This window comes from Geomesophilobacter sediminis (assembly GCF_016458275.1).
Taxonomy (GTDB): Bacteria; Desulfobacterota; Desulfuromonadia; order Geobacterales; family Geobacteraceae; genus Geomesophilobacter; species Geomesophilobacter sediminis.
Window position 1 is genome coordinate 85,992 of the sequence record NZ_JAEMHM010000006.1, and the last position, 16,883, is coordinate 102,874.

At 62.4% G+C, this 16,883-nt stretch carries 15 protein-coding genes; 6 read left to right on the forward strand and 9 right to left on the reverse strand.

Annotation, left to right across the window (positions count from 1 at the left end; all coding sequences use genetic code 11):
- Nucleotides 1-200: 200 nt before the first annotated feature.
- Entirely contained in the window at nt 201-2,054 is a 1,854-nt protein-coding gene (locus JFN93_RS08390) for a cytochrome c3 family protein (protein WP_199383611.1), read from the forward strand.
- A gap of 615 nt (nt 2,055-2,669) precedes the next feature.
- Here the strand turns inward: JFN93_RS08390 and JFN93_RS08395 are convergent.
- The 4 genes from JFN93_RS08395 to rsmB all read right to left on the reverse strand — a co-directional run bounded on the left by JFN93_RS08395 (nt 2,670) and on the right by rsmB (nt 6,154).
- Nucleotides 2,670-3,092, reverse strand: a complete 423-nt coding sequence (locus JFN93_RS08395) for a hypothetical protein (RefSeq protein ID WP_199383612.1) — start codon at nt 3,090-3,092, stop codon at nt 2,670-2,672.
- A 260-nt stretch (nt 3,093-3,352) separates the two neighbouring features.
- Nucleotides 3,353-3,868 carry an NUDIX hydrolase gene (locus JFN93_RS08400; RefSeq protein ID WP_199383613.1) on the reverse strand — a complete coding sequence of 172 codons (516 nt, stop codon included), beginning with the start codon at nt 3,866-3,868 and terminating at the stop codon, nt 3,353-3,355.
- A 98-nt stretch (nt 3,869-3,966) separates the two neighbouring features.
- Entirely contained in the window at nt 3,967-4,632 is a 666-nt protein-coding gene (gene rpe, locus JFN93_RS08405) for a ribulose-phosphate 3-epimerase (protein ID WP_199383614.1), read from the reverse strand.
- A gap of 178 nt (nt 4,633-4,810) precedes the next feature.
- Nucleotides 4,811-6,154, reverse strand: a complete 1,344-nt coding sequence (gene rsmB / locus JFN93_RS08410) for a 16S rRNA (cytosine(967)-C(5))-methyltransferase RsmB (protein WP_199383615.1) — start codon at nt 6,152-6,154, stop codon at nt 4,811-4,813.
- Nucleotides 6,155-6,303: 149 nt separating this feature from the next.
- Between rsmB and JFN93_RS08415 the strand changes: the two genes are divergently transcribed.
- Together JFN93_RS08415 and cls are read left to right on the forward strand one after the other, a co-directional pair.
- Complete coding sequence (locus JFN93_RS08415) at nt 6,304-6,864, forward strand: thioredoxin family protein (RefSeq protein ID WP_199383616.1); 561 nt, start codon at nt 6,304-6,306, stop codon at nt 6,862-6,864.
- Nucleotides 6,865-7,144: 280 nt separating this feature from the next.
- Nucleotides 7,145-8,566: a cardiolipin synthase gene (gene cls / locus JFN93_RS08420; protein ID WP_199383617.1), complete on the forward strand. Its 1,422-nt coding sequence runs from the start codon at nt 7,145-7,147 to the stop codon at nt 8,564-8,566.
- Here cls and JFN93_RS08425 read toward each other — a convergent pair.
- The 4 genes from JFN93_RS08425 to JFN93_RS08440 form a co-directional block, all read right to left on the reverse strand.
- Nucleotides 8,474-9,622, reverse strand: coding sequence for a GGDEF domain-containing protein (locus JFN93_RS08425; protein WP_199383618.1), 1,149 nt, complete (start codon nt 9,620-9,622; stop codon nt 8,474-8,476). The two genes, cls and JFN93_RS08425, sit on opposite strands and share 93 nt — an antisense overlap.
- A gap of 128 nt (nt 9,623-9,750) precedes the next feature.
- Nucleotides 9,751-10,575 (reverse strand): metal ABC transporter permease, encoded by an 825-nt coding sequence (locus JFN93_RS08430; RefSeq protein WP_199383619.1) that lies wholly within the window; start codon nt 10,573-10,575, stop codon nt 9,751-9,753.
- A 96-nt stretch (nt 10,576-10,671) separates the two neighbouring features.
- Nucleotides 10,672-11,421 (reverse strand): metal ABC transporter ATP-binding protein, encoded by a 750-nt coding sequence (locus tag JFN93_RS08435; RefSeq protein WP_199383620.1) that lies wholly within the window; start codon nt 11,419-11,421, stop codon nt 10,672-10,674.
- A complete protein-coding gene (locus JFN93_RS08440) occupies nt 11,418-11,852 on the reverse strand; it encodes a Fur family transcriptional regulator (RefSeq protein ID WP_199383621.1) in 435 nt (144 codons plus the stop codon). The genes JFN93_RS08435 and JFN93_RS08440 overlap by 4 nt, the downstream gene beginning before the upstream one ends.
- A gap of 389 nt (nt 11,853-12,241) precedes the next feature.
- On the opposite strand from JFN93_RS08440, the gene JFN93_RS08445 reads away from it, so the two are divergent.
- Nucleotides 12,242-12,961: a PilZ-like domain-containing protein gene (locus JFN93_RS08445; protein WP_199383622.1), complete on the forward strand. Its 720-nt coding sequence runs from the start codon at nt 12,242-12,244 to the stop codon at nt 12,959-12,961.
- 84 nt (nt 12,962-13,045) lie between these two features.
- Here JFN93_RS08445 and JFN93_RS08450 read toward each other — a convergent pair whose 3' ends face one another.
- Nucleotides 13,046-13,606 (reverse strand): DUF4142 domain-containing protein, encoded by a 561-nt coding sequence (locus JFN93_RS08450; protein WP_199383623.1) that lies wholly within the window; start codon nt 13,604-13,606, stop codon nt 13,046-13,048.
- Nucleotides 13,607-13,852: 246 nt separating this feature from the next.
- Here JFN93_RS08450 and JFN93_RS08455 point away from each other — a divergent pair, with 246 nt between their 5' ends.
- Nucleotides 13,853-14,278, forward strand: a complete 426-nt coding sequence (locus JFN93_RS08455) for a CBS domain-containing protein (protein ID WP_199383624.1) — start codon at nt 13,853-13,855, stop codon at nt 14,276-14,278.
- Between the two features lie 258 nt (nt 14,279-14,536).
- Nucleotides 14,537-16,858 carry a YncE family protein gene (locus JFN93_RS08460; protein WP_199383625.1) on the forward strand — a complete coding sequence of 774 codons (2,322 nt, stop codon included), beginning with the start codon at nt 14,537-14,539 and terminating at the stop codon, nt 16,856-16,858.
- Nucleotides 16,859-16,883: the final 25 nt, after the last annotated feature.

Sequence of the window (16,883 nt, forward strand, 5' to 3'; positions counted from 1 at the left end):
CGATTTCGTTACCTAATCGATACCGCCGCGCTGCCCGCCTTATTAATTAATAAATTGAAATTCGCACTCCGTTTTTATTAATGAGTGCTTTTTCTATTGATTTTAATGTCCTGTCATACTAGAGTGTGCGCGCTCATCGGCACGTTTTCGGGATATCTGCCCGTTTGTAAAACAATGTTTTTTCATTACAGGAGTTCGTCATGCCACGTGTCACGCTGCGCCTCTTCCCCCTCCTCCTATTTCTCCTCCTCGTGTCAGCTCCTTCCGCGTTTGCCGCACAGGGGCTGGCCATTGACCCGGCCACCTGTCTCGGGTGCCACGGCGACAAGATCTCCATCCCGTTGATGGCAGAGTCCGTCCACGGGAGAAACGGCTGTACCAGCTGTCACGTGGAAATCGTCGATCTCACCCGCCACATGAAGGGCGAGGTGAAAGTTGGGAAGGTACAGTGCGTGCGCTGCCACAAGAAAGAGGCGGCGGAGCATGCCAACAGCGTGCATCTGGCGAAGGGTGTCACCTGCGTCGGCTGCCACAGCGACATCCACCGCATCACCCACTGGAACAAGGACAAGCGCCGGGTCCTCGCGATCTGCGTGAAGTGCCACAAGGACGAGCGCGGTTTCCGCGAGTCGGTCCACGGCAAGGCGGTCCTCGCCGGGAACCAGGATTCGGCGGCCTGTAACGACTGCCACAACCTCCATGAAATCAAGCAGGTCGGCGACGCTACCTCGCACGTCAACCGTGAATTCCACACCAAGGTCTGCCTCAAGTGCCACGCCAACAAGGAGCTGGTTAAGCGCAACCACCTCCCCGAGACCTCGGTGGAAAGCTACATGTCGAGCTACCACGGCAAGAACTACCGTCTCGGCTATCCGGAGAAGGTCGCCGGCTGCGCCGACTGCCACACCGCCCACAGCATCCTCCCCCCGAACGACCCGCGTTCCTCGGTCAACGAGGCGAACCTGGTGGCGACCTGCGGCAAATGCCACAAGCACGACTCGAAGCTCTTCACCAAGTTCTACGCTCACGGCGAGCACAACGACCGCGAGCACTACCCGATCCTCTACTACACCTTCATGGCGATGACCGGTCTTCTGGTATCCACCTTCGCCGTGTTCTGGCTGCACACCCTGCTCTGGATGGTCCGCGGCTTCGTCGAGAACCGTGAGAAGGCCGCCGCACTTGCCGAAGGGCACCAGCTGCACCAGGTAGAGGAAGGGCACAAGCAGTACCGCCGCTTCCAGCCGCGCCACGTCTTCCTGCACCTGTGCGTGATCGTGAGCTTCCTCGGTCTGTCCCTGACCGGTCTCCCGCTCAAGTTCAGCGACCAGGGGTGGGCGAAGGTCCTGATGGGGATCATCGGCGGCGCACCCAACGCGGCCTTCATCCACCGCATCTGCGCGGGGATCACCTTCTTCTACTTCGGTTCGGCGATCTTGCTGAGCATCCACTTCCTCTTCATCCGCAAGGACCTCAAGGGGAACTTCTTCCAGAAGCTGTTCGGGCCGGAATCGCTCTGCCCGAACCTGCGTGACATCAACGACGTCGCCGCCATGGTCCGCTGGTTCTTCTTCAAGGGACCGAAGCCGACCTTCGAGAGATGGACCTACTGGGAGAAATTCGACTTCCTCGCCGTCTTCTGGGGTATGTTCGCCATCGGCGGCTCCGGTCTCATGCTCGCCCTCCCCGAACTCTTCGGCTCCTTCCTGCCGGGATGGGCGTTTAACGTAGCGACCATCATCCACTCGGACGAAGCGCTGCTGGCGACCGGCTTCATCTTCTCGGTCCACTTCTTCAACACCCACGGACGGCCCGAGAAGTTCCCGATGGACTTCGTCATCTTCAACGGACAGATGTCCAAGCACGAGTTCGTCGAAGAGCGTGGCGATCAGTGGGCCCGGTACGAGCAGGAAGGGATCACGGAGAAGTTCGCTGCCAAGCGTTCCTCCGGCATCGTGTACGACTTCCTGCTGAAGACCTTCGGCTTCACCGCGGTCTTCATCGGCTGCGCCCTGATGGCGCTCATGATCTACGCCTTCATCAATCCGGGCTAGTAGGTCAGCTAGAACCGGCAACGCAAAAGGGGCTCCCGAAAGGGGGCCCCTTTTTTTGCTGCGCGTCCGTCGGCGCTGGAGTGGGGCGGACTCTGCAGGTGCCAGCCCCCCCTTCGGTACCAGATTAAAAGGTGCCTGTCCCCCTGAACTGCTTGCAGGAGGTTACTTTAGGCAGCGAATAAATTACTTCCTGCCCGGCGTAAGTTGTCTCCTCCAGGAGTAGCCTTCTTCAGGCCGGAAGAACGTTAACTTTATGCTCGAAGCGAACAACTTCCCGCCCCAAAAAGGTTACTTTGGACTTGAAGTAACTACGTTCACGCAAACAATTAATTACTTCATGCCGGGAAAAAGTTACTTCACGGGCGAAGCAAGTTACTTCCTGCAGAAAGCAAGTTCCATCTTGCAGGAAGGAAGTTGCTCTTCACCTTATGTAAATGACTGGTAGGGAATGGGATGGGTTGTTACCCGAGAGGGAGGGGGCGTCCGTTACTCGGTCTGGTGCGGAGCAGACGCGGTCTTGCGAGGAGAAGAGAGACAAAGAAGGGGTTACCCGGAGGGGAACCCCATGCTTGCGCTACGTCCCGGTACTACCGAAGGATGCCGTCGCCCTGCCTTTTACGGGCTCGATTGCTCCGTTGCCACATCATCGCTGGCAGCCTCGACGGGAAAGGGCGTCGCGTCCGGGGGCTGCGTAGCCCGACTCCCAGCCCGGCGTTCCTTCGCCAGATTGAATCCCGAGGTGGGAAGGACCTCCGGGTTCAGGATTGCCGCCGCCTCGAGAAGCGCCGCGATCAGGTCCAGGTAGCCGATCACCTCCGTCTCGATCACCTCACGCGCGGCAATCGAGACGATACTGCGCAAACGGGACTCGTGGTACACGATGTCCAGCTTGTCCGCCGCTGCGAAAAACAGCGCCAACAGGTCCGGGTGATTCACCCACACCGACATCGGGATGTTCGGATTGTCGGTCAGGGCCTTCCGGATCCGCTGGGTTATCGCGTGAAGCTTGCTGCACTTCCAATACCGATAGTCACGCAAGATTCTACGGCTCCGCGGTGCCACATCACACCTCCTTCACTTCGAGTGTCGAAGTAGGCGTTTGCCAGCCGGTCTTGTCTGGGGTATTGACGCAAGCAGATAAAGGCGAAAGCATATTGGGTAACGGGGGAAAATGCAAGGAGCCGGGCAGGGTTTTTCTGGCTCCGCGATCCCCTATCTGCTTAAAGGCACCCATTAAAAAAGGGGCTTCCCCGGAAGGAGCCCCTTTTTACGTCACAAATGCAGCGCTGGCGCTACCCCTAACCCTTAAGACACCCTTCCAGTATCTCGAGAAACTGCTTCAGGATCCTCCCGGTCAGCCCCCAGATCTCGTCGTCGCCGTAGGTGTAGAAGTAGACCTCGTGGGTGGTGCCGCGGCGCTCCCACAGCTCGGTGCGGAAGATCTCCGGACGGCGCAGCTCGGAGAGGGGGGCCTCGATGATCCGCTCGATCTCGGAGTGGTTCACGGTGAGCTGGTAGCCGGCGGGGAAGCATCCCACCACCGGGGTAACCAGGTAGTTGTGGATCGACTCGCAGTCGTCCAGCTCACCCAGCACCTCGATGTCCTCCTGCCGGATCCCCACTTCTTCCCAGGTCTCCCGAAGCGCGGTCTCGAAGCTGTCTTTGTCCCCGGGCTCCCGCACCCCGCCGGGAAACGAGATCTCCCCGCGGTGGTGGGTGAGGTTCGCGGTCCTCTTGGTGAACAGAAGGTGGTATTCCCCGTCTTTGAGGTAAAGGGGGATCAGCACGGCGGCCGGGACCGGTCCCGGCGCCATGGGAACCCGGCTGCGGTTGGCCAGGGCCTTGCGCAGCCGCTCCTTGAGCTCCCCGGATTCGACCGGGGGGGCCAGGAGATCTTCTTCGTTCGGGTATTTCAGAGGACGGGCTCCTTGGCGCGCCGCTTCAGTTCGCCGATGGTGGCGGCGTAGTCGGGGCTCTCGAAAACGGCGCTCCCGGCAACGAAAACGTCCGCGCCGGCGTGGGCGATGCGGGCGATGTTGTCAACCTTCACCCCGCCGTCCACCTCCAGTTCGGCCTCCACCCCGCGCTTGTCGAGCATGGCGCGCAGCGCCTGGATCTTCGGAAGGCATGCCTCGATGAACGACTGGCCGCCAAAGCCCGGGTTGACGGTCATCAGGAGCACGAGGTCCAGATCGCCCAGGATGTATTCCAGCGTGTTCAACGGCGTCGCCGGGTTCAGGGATACCCCCGCCTTTTTCCCCAGCGATTTGATGAGCTGGACGGTCCGGTGCAGGTGGTTGGTCGCCTCGGCATGGACCACGATGATGTCCGCCCCGGCCTTGGCGAAGTCGGGGATGTAGAGGTCCGGGTTCTCGATCATCAGGTGGACGTCGAGGGGAAGTTGGGTGACCTTGCGGGCCGCCTTCACGATCAGCGGTCCGATGGTGATGTTGGGGACGAAGTGGCCGTCCATGACGTCAACGTGGACGTAGTCGGCGCCGCCGGCTTCGATGGCGGCGATTTCCTCGCCGAGGCGGGAAAAGTCGGCGGAAAGGATGGAGGGTGCGATCTTTTTCATGGCTCTCCCTTACGTGGGTATTCCGGCACCAAGCGCGGGGAAGGGTGGGGGAGCGCCGCCGGGGCTTTGGAAGCGGCAATGCCGCAAACATGTTACCGGGTGATCGGTGTTAATCCTGGTAGGCGCCCGCTCCCTTCGAGAGTTGGTCCTTGAAGGGGGTGAGGGGATGTGCCTAGGGTCACGCCTTGCGCAGCCGGGCGGCGAAGAAGCCGTCCATGCCGTCCCGGTGCGGCCAGCTCCGGAAGAAGCCGCGCTCGGTGCAAAGGGGGGCGTAGGCAGGGAAGAGCTCGCGCAGATCCTCCACCTGGAATTCGGGATGGTCGGCCAGGAAGGCATCCACCACCGCCTCGTTTTCCTTTACCGTGGTGGAGCAGGTGGCGTAAACCAGGGTGCCCCCCGGCTCGAGGCTCCCGGAGAGATTCTCCAGGATGGCGAGCTGGGTGCGCGGCAAAAGATCCAGGTCCACCGCAGCCTTCCACCACTTCCCTTCCGGGTTGCGCCTAAGCACCCCGAGCCCGGAGCAGGGGGCGTCCACCAGGATCTTCGGGAAGGTCGCCCCCTTGAGGGCATCCGGGTCGGTCGCGTCCAGCACCTGGGTGCGGACCGAGGTGACGCCGAGCCGCTCGCAGGTCTCCCGGATCATCCTGAGCTTCTTGCCGTTCACGTCGCAGGCGGTGATTTTCCCGCGGTCGCCGATCAACTGGGCGATCTGGGTCGTCTTCCCCCCCGGCGCGGCGCAGGCGTCCAGCACGTGCTCCTCCGGCTGCGGGGTCAGGAAGAGGGGAGCGAGCTGGGACGATTCGTCCTGGACGGTGCACAGCCCTTCGCGGAAGGCGGCCAGTTTGGCGAGCCCTCCCGCGTGGGTGATCCGGATCCCGTCCGGGGAGTACGTGGTCGCCTCGCAGCTGATCCCGTCGGCGGTCAGCCGCTCCAAAAGCGCATCGCGGGTGATCTTGAGGGTGTTGGCGCGAATGGTCAGCGGGGGGGGCTCGGCCATGGCCCGGGCGAGCGCTTCCGCCTCGTCCACCCCGAGCTGCTCGCACCAGAGCGCGGTCAGCCAGGCCGGATGCGACCAGCGCGCCGCCAGGTACTCCGCGGGACGGCTTTCCCGGTCCGGGTAGGTGATCTGGTCCCGTCCCCGGTCGGCGCTGCGCAGGACCGCGTTCACGAATCCCGATGCGCGCGGCGCGAGCTCCTTGGCGAGGTTCACCGTTTCGTTCACCGCCGCCGAAACCGGCACCCGGTCCAGGTAGAACTCCTGGTAGAGCCCGAGGCGGAGCAGGATGAGGACGTACAGCTCAAGTTTTTCCGGGCGCTGCTTGGAAAACTGGCTGATAATGTAGTCGAGGTTCCCCCTGCGGCGCAGCACGCCGTAGACGAGCTCGGTCAAGAGGCCCCGGTCGGCACCCTGGAGCATTCCCTTGGAAAGCTCGACGTCGATGAGGATGTCGGCGAAGGAACGTTCCTTCTCGATTCTGAGCAAAAGGTCGAAGGCGGCGCGGCGAGGATTCTTACTGGACAAGGGACTCCCGGTTCTGCGTTGGGTTCTGGTACGGGCAGACCCCGCATTATAGCCAGTTTGCCCAAAACCGCAAGGGTTTAGCCAATTGACAAGGGGGACGCTGCAGTTATCATTAAGTTAGCACGCAACATCAAAAAGGAGGAGTCGCCATGATCTCGTGGGAGTCGGATATGGGAAAGGCCCTGGCCAAGGGCAAGGCCGAGCAGAAGAGCATCCTGGTTGAATTCTTCAGTCCCGAATGCATCGGCTGCAAACAGATGGAGGAGGTCACTTTCCCCGACCTCTCGGTCGCCAATTTCATGATAGACAAGCTCGTCGCACTCAAGGTCCCGGTCGCCTCGACCGCGCTGGCCGGGGACTTCCGGGTGATGTGGACCCCAACCCTCATCATGCTCGACTATTACGGCCGGGAGCATTTCCGGTCGGTCGGTTTCGTCCCCCCGGAGGATATGGTTCCCCTGATGCTGCTGGGGCAGGCGAAAGTGGCCTTTGACGCCGGGCAGTTCAACGAATCGGTCATCCAGTTGAACACCCTTTTGAACGGCAATTCCCAGAGCATCTTCGCGCCGGAGGCGGTTTTCCTGCGCGGGGTGAGCCGGTTCAAGGAAAGCCACCAGGTGCAGGCTTTGAAGGATGCGCAGATCCAGCTCGCCCGGGAATATCCCGGGACCGAGTGGCAGAAAAAAGCGGAGCCGTATCGGCTCCTGTAACCCCCTTTGGGGGACAACCTCCGGAGCGGCGCCAGCCGCTCCTTTTTTTTGCCGCAGCCGGGGGCGGATCGGAGCGATCGTTCGGATCGGACGGATCGGTCCCCGCCGGAACCAAAAAAGATTGGCAAGAGCACCTGAAACCTGCTTTAATGGGCGCCGCCTGACCTTTGTGATGTAGTACCGGCACCTCCCGCAGTTGTCGCCGAGCCGACCGAAGCAGCTTAAACCCGCAGCTTCCCTCCGGCGCGCCATAACCACGAGCTGTTTGACCGGAGCTTCTTTGGACCATCTCTTCTGGGCACTGCTATTTGCACTTCTCGCCTTCATTTCCCTTGCTTCGGCGGGGCACGCGCTGGTCAACAAGCGCGACCCGCGCGCGGCGATGGGGTGGGTCCTCGCCTGTATCACGATCCCCCTTTTCGGGGCGCTCCTCTACTGGAGCATGGGGGTAAACCGGATCCAGGACCGCGCCCGGAGATGGCACCGCGAAGCCGCCTCCCATCCCTTCTCCCCCCCGGTTCCCGAGCCCAGACCGCACATCGCCCTCCCCCAGGAACTCCGCTACCTCGAAGAACTCCGCTCCCTTTCCGACCATGTGGTGAGTACGCCGCTTTTGCCCGGAAATTCCCTGGATCCCCTGGAAAACGGGGAACAGGCCTACCCGTGCATGCTCCAGGCGATCGAGGAGGCGCGCCATTCGATTCACCTTTGCACCTATATCTTCGACGGGGACGAGACGGGGCGGCAGTTCACCGACGCCCTGATCCGGGCCGCCAAGCGCGGGGTCCGGGTGCGGGTGATCGTGGACAGCCTCGGGGAGATGTATTCGCGGCCGACGGCGCGCCGGCTTTTGAAGGGATCGGGGGTGCACTTCGGCAGGTTCTTGCCGCTGCGTCCGGGAAGGTATCTCAACCTGCGCAACCACCGCAAGATCCTGGTGGTGGACGGGCGCATCGGGTTCACGGGAGGGATGAACATCGGCAACCGGCACATGGCGCAGGGGACCCCGCCGGTGGTGCGCGATCTGCATTTCAAGGTGGGGGGGCCGGTAGTGGCGGACCTGCAGCGGACTTTTCTGGACGACTGGCGCTTCGTCACCGGCGAGCGGCTCCAGGAGAGCCTCTACGTGAATTCGTTCCGGCCGCGGGCGGGGAGCGCCCTGGTCCGGGCGGTGAGCGACGGCCCGGACAAGGAATTCCGCAAGCTCAACTGGATCATTTTGGGGGCGATCTCCTGTGCGAAAGAGCGGGTGAGCATCGTCACCCCGTACTTCATCCCGGACCGTCCCCTGGTGAGCGCCCTGGTCACCGCCGCGTTGCGCGGCGTCTCCATCACGATGGTGCTGCCGGGGCTGAACAACCTCCCCTTCGTCAAGTGGGCGACCTGGGCTTACCTGTGGGAGCTGGTGAGCTACGGGATCAAGGTCTACGCCCAACCCCCTCCCTTCGTGCATACCAAGTTCATGGTGGTCGACGGCAGCTGGACCCTGATCGGGAGCGCGAACCTCGATCCGCGCAGCCTGCGGCTGAACTTCGAACTCAACCTGGAGGTCTACGACCTGGCGTTCGGCCAGCTCATGGAAGGGCGCTGCCGGGAGGCGGTGGCCGCCTCAACTGGGATCACCCTTGCCGACCTCGACGGGCGGAGCGTGCCGATCAAGCTCCGCGACGGCCTCGCCAAACTGTTTTCCCCCTACCTCTGACCCCGCCACCGGGGTGTCGCATTCCTCCGGGTCGTACAGCGACACCCGGTTCTTGCCCCGCCGTTTGCTCAAGTACATCGCCTCGTCCGCCTTCTTGATCACCGTTCTCAGGTCGTCGCCGTCGCACGGGTAGCAGGCGATCCCCGCCGAAAGCGAGGAGCGGAGCAGCTTCCCTTCGAACGGGAAGGGGGAGTTCTCCATGGCGCGCACGATCCGGTCCACCGCGAGGAAGATCTGTTCCTTGTGGTGGCCGTTGTACATGATGACGAATTCGTCCCCGCCGAAACGGGCCGCGATGTCGCTTTCGCGGATGTTCTGGCTGATGATGCGCCCGGTCCACTTGATGAGCTCGGTACCGGCAAAATGACCGTGCCGGTCGTTGAGCTGCTTCAGGTTGTCGGTGTCGAGCATGCAGATCGCGTAGGCCTCCTGGTTCCGCTTGGCGATCTTTTCCTGGTGGTCGGCCAGGATGTAGAAGCTGCGCATGTTGTTCAGCTGGGTCAAATCGTCGGTGAGCGAGAGGCGCTCCACCTCGATGCGGGCGTTTTCCGCCTCGCCGGAGAGAACCGTCCCGAGGTAGGCGATCAAAAGAAAGGGGATGAACTGGAGCAGCCGGGAGAAGTCGGGGGGGCGGTTTCCCGGCGCGCCGTAGGCCAAAAGGGCGTAGGAGGCGATGGTGAGCAGCGCCATGAAGTAGGCGTTGCGTTTTCCCTGGGTCAGGGAGGCGATCATCAGGATGAGGTAGATGGCCGGGAGAAAGGGACTCGTCTCCTTGCCGGAGAACCAGCACGAGGCAACGGCGAAAAAGAGCAGGAGCATCAGGTCGACCAGCCCCTTGGCCTGCCCCAGGGGGCCGAGTCGGCGCTCCAGGGCACGGTAGAGGCGCAGGAAGACGGCGCAGGTTCCGAGGAAGAACACGTCCTTCGCGTCGATCGGGTCGATCGCGATGTCGAGGGCGACCAGCGCGATCAAAAGCCAGGAAAGGCTGTCGACGGTTTTTTCGAAGCCGGGATACTTCACCCCCGCCTCTGCTGTGAGCCACTGTCTGAGGTTCATCGTCTGTGGCAGATCTCCCTTGGAATCCGGATGCAGCCTGCCCTGATCTTTTCGGCTGCTCCGGCGGGAAGTTTAATTAATTTGCAGGAAAAAGGTTGGAGGGAACGGAACTTGTGGCAGTCCGCGGCTCACCCCCGGCGCAGGAGGGTGCGGGCGCCGAAGGCGCAGGCGAAGAGGGCGAAGTTGGTGATGACGATGGTCGCACCGGTGGGGAGGTTTAAGACGAAGGAGACGGTAATTCCCGTGATGACGGTGATGACGCCGAAGGCGGCGGCGGAGACGATGGCCGTCTTGAAGCCCCGCGCCAGTTGCAGCGCGGTGGCTGCGGGGAGGATCAAAAGCGCGGAAATCAGCATGATCCCGACCACTTTCATGGCCAAGACCACGGTCAGCGCGGTCATCAGGACCAGGACCGTGTTGATGCGATCGGTGTCGATCCCCGAGCTCTTGGCGAGTTCCTCGTCGAAGGTGCTGGCGAAAAGGTCGTTGTAGAAGGTGGCCACCCCGGCGATCACGACCACGAAGAGCGCCGCGGCGATGCCGAGCTCGCTCGTGCTGATGGAGAGGATGTTGCCGAAAAGGTAGCTGAAGAGGTCGACGTTGAAGCCGCCGGCCACGCTGGCGAGCATGACCCCGGTGGCGATGCCGAGCGCCGAGACGATGCCGATGGCGGCGTCGCCGAAGATGCGCGCCCGCTGCGCGAGCTTCAGGATCCCCATCGAGCATCCCATGACGATGGGGATGATGGCGAGGGTGTTGTAGACCGACTGGAGCCGGAACAAAAGGGCGATGGCGACCGATCCGAAGGTGACGTGCGCGAGGCCGTCGCCGATCAGGGAAAGGCGGCGCAGCACGAGAAAGACCCCGAGGACGGAGCAGAGGATGGCGATGAGCGAGCCTCCGAGGAGCGCCCGTTGCATGAAGCCGTAGCTGAGCATGTCGGTGATGTTCATGTAGTTTCCAAGTAGCGAGGATTACTGGTGGATGCCATGGGCGAGGTGGACGGGATGGACCGGTCCGACCGTTCAGACGGCTTTTGGCTCATTGATCTAGTGTCTGTGGCATACCAGGTGCTGCCCGTGCGCGCCGAAGAACTCGGTCATGTCGGTCGAGTTGCAGAAGGCGTCGAAGTCGCCGAAGAAGATCACCCGCTTGTCGAGGTAGAGCAGGTGGGAAGCGTATTTGCCGATGGTCGCGGTGTCGTGGGTGACCAACAGGACCGTCGCCTTGTGCTTCTGGTTCATCTCGTAGATCAGCTGGTAGAAGGTCTCCCGGGTCTCGGGGTCGAGCGCCGTGGTCGGCTCGTCCATCACCAAAAGTTCCGGATCGTTTACCAGGGCCCGTGCCAGGAGCACCCGCTGCCGCAAGCCCCCGGAGAGGTCCCCGATCATCTTGGACCGGATGTCGGCGATCCCCATCCACTCCAGGGTCCGGTTTACCGCAGTCGCGTCCTCGGCGGTGAAGCGCTTGGGAAAGCGCTTGCCGGCCAGCCGCCCCAACCGGACCACCTCATCCACCGTAGCCGGAAAGTGCGGGTTGAAAAACTGCAGCCCCTGCGGCAGGTAGCCGATCCGGTCCCAACTGCGGAAGCGCTCCCGCGGCGTCCCCAGGATGGTGATCTCCCCGCCGCGCGCCGGAACGAGCCCGAGGATCACCTTGATCAGGGTGCTTTTCCCCGAGCCGTTGGGGCCGACGATGCCGAGATATTGCCCGCGGTCCAGCTGGAAACTGACGTCGCGCAGTGCCTCGGTGCCATGGTAGCCTGCGGTCAGGCCGCTGATCTTCAGCGCCGGGCTCATTGCGGCGCCCCGCTGCGCAGGCAGGAGCCACATACGCCGTTTAACTGCAGGATGTGCGACAGCACCCGCCCACCGCTTTGCTGCTGCACCACTTCGGCCATCGCCTCGATGCCGCAGGACGGCACGTCTTCCACCTTCCGGCAGGAGAGGCAAACGAAGTGATGGTGATGGTCCCGGTTGTGGCAGAAGTAATAGTAAAGCTGCCGGTTGGGGTGGATCACCTTGGTGATAACCCCGCTTTCCGCGAGCTCTTCGAGGTTTCGGTACACGGTGGGGAGCCCCAGCCGGTCGAAGCGGGCGCGCAGCTGTTTCCACAGCTCCTCGGGACTGGCGTAGCAACTCAGGCCGTTCAGCGCCTCGAGAATCGCCAGTCGCTTGGGGGTTGCCTTCATCCCCGCCTCCTTCAATGCCGTCACGTGCTGGTGCTCCATCTTCTCTCCTAAATAGAAATGAATTCGTTTTAGAATAGTCACCGCCCCACCAAAGTCAAGCGCTAAATCCGCGGCAACGGTCGAGGAGCCTCGGCGCGCCGGGTGCGTCAAAGCGCCGCGTGGCTGCGGCGATCAAGCGAAAGCACCGGACCCGGGAATGCCTCGTCCCGGGCATACCTTCTCAATATCAGCTACTTGCTGGCCGCCGGTCCCGCGGTGTAAAAATTGCATCTCCTGAGGCCGCCAGCTCTTTCTCCCGGCAGGTTTTCGCTGCTGCGGGGGGCGGTCCGCCCTGCGACGCGGTGGGACCGGGGAGCGGCCGTCAGCGCGGCTTTTCGCGCTCGCTGCTGATGTTTGCAATGAAATTGACTGTTTTGGTGGGTGCTGCAATGCCGAGAAATTACCAAGAGTATTTCCAGGTCGGGAAACGGGCGAAGGTCGAGATGCTGCTGAGCGACGGCGGGACCTTCAGCGACGGCGCCGTCATCACGGCGCTCTCCGGAGACCGGCTCTCGGTCCGTCTTTCCCGGGACGAACTCCCGGAAGGCGCGCTGCTTCACGAGAAGGCGCCGGTTTCGGTGCGGGTGGGGGCTCGCGGCAACGGGTACACCTGTCGCGCCCTGGTCCTCTCGTGCCGGGAGGGGGAAGACCTCCTGATGGGGCTGATCGAGGGGGTGGTTGCCGAGGATTCCCGCGCGTACTACCGGCTTCAGGCGGAAATGCCGGTGACCCTCTACAAGATGGCCACCGGTTGGAAGGACTGCAGCGTCAACCGGCCGCTCTTTCCCCGCGAGGATTACCTGCCGAGGATCGTGAACATAAGCGGCGGCGGCCTGCGGGCCGAGACCGAAATGGAGCTCACTCCCGGAGACCTGGTGCACGTGGTATTTCATCTCCCCTTGCCGGAGCCCAAGACGGTACCGGTAGTGGCGGAAGTGGTGCAGAGCGAGAGTCGTGAGGACGGCTACCGCCCCTGCTACAGTGCCGGGATGAAATACCGCGAGATCAACGAGCGGGATCGCGACGCCGTGGTCGCCTACGTCTGCAACGAGGAGATCAAGCGGCTGCGCCTCAACCGCAAGGAGTACCTCTCGCTGGTCAACAACTAGCCGTCCCCTCCCTTTCCGTCCAACAAAAAACGGCCCCTGCAAAGGTACCTGCAGGGGCCGCGCTTGTTTGCCGTTTAGCTGCGGCTACATCCCTTCCTTGATCTGTCCACCCTTTCCGTCCCCGCCGGCGCCGACGCGCGAAGCGATCTCCTTGGCGTTTTTCAGATGATCCTCCAGGATCGGCAGGGTCTTGCCGATCCACCCCTGCAGGTCGGAGTCCTGGGCATTCTTCTGAGCCTTCTTGAAGGTCGCCACGTCCTTCATGTGCTCCTTCACCATTTCCCGCATGTAGGCTCTGTCGAAGGCATCCCCGGTGAGCTTGTTCAGCTTGTCCGCAAGCATCTTGTGTTTCCGGTTCACGGCCGACGGAAGGGTCAGCCCCTTCTGCTGGGCAATGGCGGTCAATTCGTCGTTGGCCTTGCCATGGTCGGTAACCATGCGGCTGCCAAAGTCCTTGACTTCCTGCGTCTTGGCATTGGTTTGTGCCAGTTGCCCCAGCTGCATTTCCGCCACCCCGTCGGCCGCGGCCTTCTTCATAAAGGCCTTTTCTTTTGCGGTGAAGGTACCGGCGGCTAGGGCGGATGCGACGACGCCGACGACCAGCAGCAGGGTAATGCTCACGACTGCGATGATGGATTTCCTCATGTGTTCCTCCTCCCTGTCAGTTTGATTAATGTTAACCAGAATTAATAACCATCCAAAAGTAGCGTTCATCACCCCGTTGTCAACGGGACCGGATTCAGATTCCCGTGCAGGAGGCGGATCCGGTGGCAGATTTAATTAAAGTGGCGGGGGCCAGCTTCCGATAGCTTACCCACAATGGATACGTGAGCACCAGCAGTGGAGGCCATCCGTCCTCGCGCTGCACCAACTTTACGTCAGGAGCTATGCATGAAAATCAGCAAGTACATGAGCCCCAAGGTCATCACCGCCCATCCCGCTGACGGCATCCGGAAGACGTTTTTCCGGATGAAGGAGAACCGCATCCGCCACCTCCCGGTGCTCGACGACAGCAACCGCCTGGTCGGCATCCTCAGCGATCGCGACCTGCGCCGCCCGGAATGGGTGGACGAGGACATCGAGGTTGCTCACGTCTACAACCTGGACGACGACCTGGCGGTTGGGGACCTGATGACGACCGAGGTGAAGGTGGTGTACACCTACGACAGCATCCGGAAGGCGAACCGTTACCTGATCGACACCCGTTTCGGCGCGCTGCCGGTGCTGAATAAAGAGGAAGAACTGGTCGGGATGCTCTCCGCGATCGACGTCATGCGGGCCTTTGACGATTTCATGACCGAGCACCCGCCGAAGTAGGCCGAGAACAAAGGGAAGCTGGCGAAATAGATAGGGCCGGGACCGGTGCAGTAGACCGGGACCCGGCCTTTTTCTTTAAACCATGATCACCGCCTGCGGCGGATGGCGTCAGGAATGGCGCTCCCACAGAAAATGCTGTCGGTAGGTATTGTGGGTGAGCTATTGGCAAGAGGGTTGGTGGGTGTATGCTAATGTGATTTTGCAGCTTCCCTTTTAATAAGCCTTGCAAGGTACTATGATGAGGCTGGGAGGAACGCCATGAAGAACGCTCTGGTCACCCTGCTGCTTCTCAGCCTTTTTGCCGGTTGCGGTGGCGGAAACGGCTCCCAACCGGGGACGCTCTCCACGATCACCGTCACCGCGTCGGCCCCGACCATCGCACCCGGTACCACCACCAGGCTTTCCGCCCTCGGGCATTACAGCAACGGCAGCGTAGCCGATCTCACCGGCACCGCCTCCTGGAGTGCGACGCCCCCGGGAGTGCTCGACGTCAGCAGTGTCGCCGCCACCGGCTTTGCCACGGCCGGAACCAGCACCGGCACCGCGACGGTCACGGCCACCTTCGGCGGGGTCTCCGGGAGCACCACGGTAACCACGGCGGCGGTGCAGTCCCTGAGCGTCGGGCGCGGCAACGCGACGATGATCGTCGGCACCTCGCAGAACTTGAGCCTGACCGCCACCCTTGTCGGGGGCGCGACCCAGAACGTCACCTCGCTCGCTACCTGGTCCTCGTCCAATACCAATGCCGTCACGGTGAGCAGTACCGGAGTGGCCACCGCGACCGGGGTCGACGCCGGGGGGACCGGAACGGCAACGATCACCGCGAGCTTCCAAGGTGTCTCCGGCTCCACCTCGATCAGTACCGTTGCGGTCAACTCGATCGCGATCACCCCGGCCGGCTCCACCATCGATCTCGGGTCGACCCAGCAGATGACGGCAACGGCCACCTTCTCCAATGGGTCGCAGCAGGATATCTCCTCACTGGTTTCCTGGAGTTCGAGCACCCCGTCGGTAGCCTCGATCAGCGCGACCGGTTTGGTCACGGCAAAATCCGCGGCGGCTCCGGGCTCGACCACCATCGGTGCCTCTTTTCAGGGGGTTACCGCCATCCCGGTGGTGCTGAACGTACTGGCGCCGACCTCGATCGCGGTCACACCGACCAACGTTTCGGCCATCGCCAACTCCACGGTCCAATTCACCGCCACCGGGACTTTCAACCACGGCGGGGTGCAGAGCTCCGAGGACGTGACCCGCCTGGTCACCTGGAGTTCCAGCCCCACGGGTATCTTCCTTAACCCCTCCGGTGCTCCGGGCCTGGGCACCATCGGCGGTACCGGACCGATCACCGTGACGGCAGCCGTTTCCGGAGTCAGCGGCAGCACGACCCTCACCGTGCTTACCGTCTCGGCGCTGGCCATCCTGCCGGCGAACCCGGTGGTGGCGCTCGGCGCCAACCTGCAGTTGACCGCCCAAGGGACTCTTTCCGACGGAAGTACCGTGGACCTTACCAACAGCGTCACCTGGAATTCCAATACGGCGGCGGTGGCGACCGTCACCAACACCGCGCCCAAAGGGACCGTCCATGGCAGTGCTCAGGGCACCGCCGGGATCACCGCCACCTTCGGCAGCGGCGCCGGCTTGGCCACCGCCTCCACGACCGTAACCGTCTCCACCACCGGCGGCACCGGGAACCGCGCCTTTGTGACCAACTTCGGGCAAAATACGGTCTCCGTGATCAACACCGGCAGCAACACGGTGGTAACCAACATCGCGGTAGGTCCCGGCCCGCAAGGGATAGCCCTGAACAGTGCCCAGGGAAGACTGTATGTAGCCAATAGCAATTCCAACACGGTGACCATCATCAACATCGGGGCGAACGACACCTTCACCACGACAACCGCCACCGTCGGCACCGCACCCTGGAACATCGCCGTCAATCCGGTGAACAACAACGTCTACGTGACCAACAGCCAAAGTAACACCCTCTCGGTACTCGATGCCAACGGCGCCCTGCGCACCAGTATCCGGGTCGGCGCGGCGCCCAAAGGCGTGGCGGTGAACTCCACCGGCAGCCGGGTCTACGTGGCCAACAGCAACGACGACACCCTTTCGGTCATCGATACCGGGAGCAACAGCGTTATCAGTACCGTCTCCCTCACCCAGGTCGGAGCCGGGGTGAACGATGTCGCATTCGATCCCGCCAGCGGAGAAATCCTGGTGGTCAGCAGTAACAATCAGACCCTGGCGGTGGTAAATCCGGCCAACAACCTGCCGCCGACCGTGGTGACCGTGGGAATAAACCCGCAGCGGATCACCCGGGACCTGAGTGCCGGGTTTGCCTACGTGACCAACCGCAACTCCGGGAGCGTGTCGGTAATCAATACGGCAACGCCGAGCGTGGCCGCAACGATTTCATTGGGAGGGCAGCCGCAGGGGATCGCCTTGAGGCAGGCAACGGGCCGGCTGTATGTGGCCAACGCCGGAACCGGCACCCTCGACGTCATCGACACGAGCAACAACAGCGTGGTCGGGCATATTAGTGTGCAGAGCCAGCCGACCGACGTGGTGGTGCTGCCGTGAAGGGGGGGCGGGGGAAGAGACCACG

What these genes read in the sequence shown, in the direction of transcription:
- rpe (WP_199383614.1), bottom strand. Translation starts at nt 4,632, where the DNA reads ATGAAAAAGATCGCACCCTCCATCCTTTCCGCCGACTTTTCCCGCCTC.
- JFN93_RS08425 (WP_199383618.1), bottom strand. Translation starts at nt 9,622, where the DNA reads ATGAACCTCAGACAGTGGCTCACAGCAGAGGCGGGGGTGAAGTATCCC.
- JFN93_RS08400 (WP_199383613.1), bottom strand. Translation starts at nt 3,868, where the DNA reads ATGGCGCCGGGACCGGTCCCGGCCGCCGTGCTGATCCCCCTTTACCTC.
- JFN93_RS08455 (WP_199383624.1), top strand. Translation starts at nt 13,853, where the DNA reads ATGAAAATCAGCAAGTACATGAGCCCCAAGGTCATCACCGCCCATCCC.
- JFN93_RS08390 (WP_199383611.1), top strand. Translation starts at nt 201, where the DNA reads ATGCCACGTGTCACGCTGCGCCTCTTCCCCCTCCTCCTATTTCTCCTC.
- JFN93_RS08445 (WP_199383622.1), top strand. Translation starts at nt 12,242, where the DNA reads ATGCCGAGAAATTACCAAGAGTATTTCCAGGTCGGGAAACGGGCGAAG.
- JFN93_RS08435 (WP_199383620.1), bottom strand. Translation starts at nt 11,421, where the DNA reads ATGAGCCCGGCGCTGAAGATCAGCGGCCTGACCGCAGGCTACCATGGC.
- JFN93_RS08415 (WP_199383616.1), top strand. Translation starts at nt 6,304, where the DNA reads ATGATCTCGTGGGAGTCGGATATGGGAAAGGCCCTGGCCAAGGGCAAG.
- JFN93_RS08460 (WP_199383625.1), top strand. Translation starts at nt 14,537, where the DNA reads ATGAAGAACGCTCTGGTCACCCTGCTGCTTCTCAGCCTTTTTGCCGGT.
- JFN93_RS08440 (WP_199383621.1), bottom strand. Translation starts at nt 11,852, where the DNA reads ATGGAGCACCAGCACGTGACGGCATTGAAGGAGGCGGGGATGAAGGCA.
- JFN93_RS08430 (WP_199383619.1), bottom strand. Translation starts at nt 10,575, where the DNA reads ATGAACATCACCGACATGCTCAGCTACGGCTTCATGCAACGGGCGCTC.
- JFN93_RS08450 (WP_199383623.1), bottom strand. Translation starts at nt 13,606, where the DNA reads ATGAGGAAATCCATCATCGCAGTCGTGAGCATTACCCTGCTGCTGGTC.